Raw genomic sequence first — 1,979 nt, forward strand, 5'->3', positions numbered from 1 at the left:
TCCGTCGCATCGCCACCCGCTACGACAAGCTGGCCCGAAACTACGCCTCGGCCGTCGCACTCGCTGCCGTCATCGCCTTCTGGTGCTGATCGAGTCCAGACCCTAGCGCAGGCCAGAACGGCCAGTTCCGCACGCCGCGGCACATTATCGAGCTGATGGTCGCAATGTCGGCGCCAGGCCCAAAGGATGTGATCTGCGATCCGGCCTCCGGCACCTGTGGCTTCCTCGTCGGCGCAGGCGAATATTTGCGCGACAATCATCCAGAGATTTTTTCGCGACGAGAAGCTGCGGCGCCACTTCCACGAAAGCATGTTCCACGGCTTCGACTTCGACGGCACAATGCTGCGCATTGGGTCGATGAACATGCTGCTGCACGGCGTCGAGCGGCCGGACATCCGCTACAAAGACTCTCTGGCTGAAGAGCAAGGCGGCGATGCCGACCGCTACTCTCTCGTGCTTGCCAATCCACCCTTTGCAGGTTCGCTTGATTATGAAACGACAGCCAAGGACCTCCAAAAAGTTGTCAAGACGAAGAAGACCGAGCTGCTCTTCCTCGCTTTGTTCATCAAGCTCCTGAAGCCCGGCGGCCGCGCAGCCGTCATCGTGCCGGACGGCGTGTTGTTTGGCTCATCCACGGCTCACAAGGCGATCCGTAGGATGTTGGTAGAAGACCACCGGCTCGACGGCATCGTAAAGCTGCCGTCGGGCGTGTTCCGGCCCTATGCCGGCGTCTCGACCGCGATTCTCCTCTTCACAAAGACTAATTCGGGCGGCACGGACTTCGTGTGGTTCTACGACCTCAAGGCTGACGGCTACTCGCTCGACGACAAGCGCACTCCGCTGCTGCCAATGGACAGGCTTGGAGTTGTCCCCGGTAAGGACGCGAAGAGCGTCGCCGCCTTCACGCTAACAGATGAGGAGGCGGTGAAGAACGACCTGCCGGATGCAGCCGCGCGCTGGGCGAAACGGGCAGGGACGGAGCGCGCCCGAGCGCGCACCGAGAAAAGTTTTTGCGTCCCTAAAGCGGAGATCGCGGCGGCCGACTATGACCTCTCGCTCAACCGCTACAAGGAGGTAGTGCACGAAGCGGCGGAGCACCGAGCGCCGAAGGAGATTATAGCAACGTTAAAGTTGCTGGAGCGGGAGATTGCAGAAGGGCTCGACGAGTTGGAGGCGATGCTATCGTGAACGCGCGTTTGGAAAGACTTACAGCCTTCAGCGAACCTCGACGCCTCGGTGAGCTCCTTGAATTTCGGAATGAGGTTGTCCATCCAAAGAATAAACCTACTGGCATAGAAAGGTTCGTCGGCCTCGAGCACATCGAGCGCGACACGGGTGTCAGGACAAGCTCGGAAGAAATTGAGCTAAGCGCTATGACCGGAAGACGCGCCCGATTCAAAGCGGGAGATATTGTTTATGGATAATTAAGACCCTATTTGAACAAGGTTTGGATAGCAGAGTTCGATGGAATTTGCTCTGTAGACCAATATGTTCTGAAAGTTAAACCTGGAAACAACCGAAGATATATTGCACACTATCTTCGAAGCAGAAAATTTCTTAACACCGCGCCGATCAACAGTGCTCCTGGACAACTTCCCCGAATACGCTCGGGCGAAATAGGAAGCACTTCCATACTGCTCCCGCCACTCCGTGAGCAGCAACAGATAGCTGCAATTCTCGATCGCGCCGACCAAATATACAAGCAAAGACGACATGCTATTGACCTGCTCGCGGGCCTTACACAATGTATATTTTCTGAGATATTTGGCGATCCAGCCAACAACTTTCGTAATCTTCAGGAAGGTATCGTCGGTGATCTGGTCGAAGACACCCAGTATGGAACTAGCGCAAAGGCCTATGATGTAGGCGACCTTCCAGTTCTAGAGCGGTTTCCACCTACTCCGGATCGTAACCGGCGGCAGCGAAGTAGTTTGCGCACTCGGTTGGGGTGAAGGCGTCGAGCAGATTGCCGACGACAG

General features: G+C 56.4%; 1 protein-coding gene and 2 pseudogenes. All 3 read left to right on the plus strand.

The features are described 5' to 3' along the window. Positions 1 to 89: pseudogene (locus tag ASF60_RS24780) on the plus strand (IS5/IS1182 family transposase); the annotation flags it as partial. A gap of 15 nt (positions 90 to 104) precedes the next feature. Beyond that, positions 105 to 1,188, plus strand: a pseudogene (locus ASF60_RS19575) (HsdM family class I SAM-dependent methyltransferase); the annotation flags it as partial. 248 nt (positions 1,189 to 1,436) lie between these two features. Beyond that, positions 1,437 to 1,952 (plus strand): restriction endonuclease subunit S, encoded by a 516-nt coding sequence (locus ASF60_RS26310; protein WP_082508089.1) that lies wholly within the window; start codon positions 1,437 to 1,439, stop codon positions 1,950 to 1,952. The last annotated feature ends 27 nt before the right edge of the window (positions 1,953 to 1,979 follow it).

Origin of the sequence: Methylobacterium sp. Leaf113 (assembly GCF_001423325.1) — a bacterium.
In the GTDB taxonomy this organism is placed as follows: domain Bacteria; phylum Pseudomonadota; class Alphaproteobacteria; order Rhizobiales; family Beijerinckiaceae; genus Methylobacterium.